A 1143-nucleotide genomic window follows, 5' to 3' on the forward strand; every position below is an offset into this window, starting at 1 on the left:
GCCGATAAGGTGTGGGCGACAGCGGCGCAAGGCCGGCGAAGGTCGAGGACGAGTCGGCACTTTGAGCAGGCGAGGATGGGGCCGGCACGGGGGCCAATTCTGGCGGGAGCGATGTCGTCTGATGGAACTGCGGCACATTGGTAGCCGTTGGCGCCAAGGGTGAGGTGCTCTGGGCAGTTCCTATGGCCGGGCCGCTTGGCTGCTCGCGCGGGGCCGCTTGCCCATGGGCTGACAGGCCCAGCGCATTGTTGGCTGCGACCATTTGCCGGTATTTCTGCAGAAAGCCCCAGGCTGTGCCGAAACGGGGGCCTACGTTCTTCTTGTACTCGTCAACCGCCCGGCTCAGCACCGCGGGTTCAATCTGGGCAATGCCCTTGCCGAAGTTCTGACTAAGCCAGCTGTTGAAACGACCCAAAGTACTCCGATAGTTATTTAGCGTGTCTTTTCCGTACCTGCTTGCAGCTGCCCGACATGCATCTTCGATCACCTGGTTGTCTTCGCTGACCGAGCGCGATCTAGCTGTTGTGACAGTCTGTCCGGCAGAATGCTGCCGGAGCCTTCGCAACGCCACGTTGATGTCGCTCAATAGTACGGCATCGTTGCCCGCGAAGTTCTTCGCCAGGCTGTCCAGCTGCTCGTCCTCAATCCGACCGTGGATTTGGCTCTGGTGATTCTCGTGAAGCCATGTGCTGAACTTGCGCAGCGCCGCTAGATCGTTCCCCAAGGTTGGTGCTTTGAGGCGGGCCACGGCTTCTGCCCGGTATTGGGCGAAGAGTACCTCATCGTCCTTGGTGCCGAGTCGAACAGTCGAAGCAGCCGTCACAGGCTGTCCGGCAGAATGTTGTCGGAGCCTTCCCAATGCCACTTTGGTGTCGCTCAGTAGTACGGCATCGTTGCCCACAAAGTTCTTCGCCAGCGCGTCCAACCCCGGGTCCTCAATCCGGCCGGCGATCTGGGTCCGATGGTTCTCGTCAAGCCATTTGCTGAACTTGCGCAGCGCCACTATATCGCCACTGATCGAGCTTTCACTCACCTTGGCTGTTTTAGCCGCGTCGTCACGGTAGGCGGCTAAAAGCGCCTCGTCCGGGTGCTCGCGGTCGCGCCTGCGCCTGCGCGTTTGCTGAACGACGGCAGCCTGGTGAG

At 60.8% G+C, this 1143-nt stretch carries 1 protein-coding gene; it reads right to left on the minus strand.

What is annotated here, in order from left to right; translation table 11 throughout:
• On the minus strand, window positions 1-1143 hold a 1143-nt coding region (locus PU724_RS33740), incomplete at both ends, for a hypothetical protein (protein WP_426213826.1).

The organism is Mesorhizobium abyssinicae (assembly GCF_049887195.1).
GTDB lineage: Bacteria > Pseudomonadota > Alphaproteobacteria > Rhizobiales > Rhizobiaceae > Mesorhizobium > Mesorhizobium abyssinicae.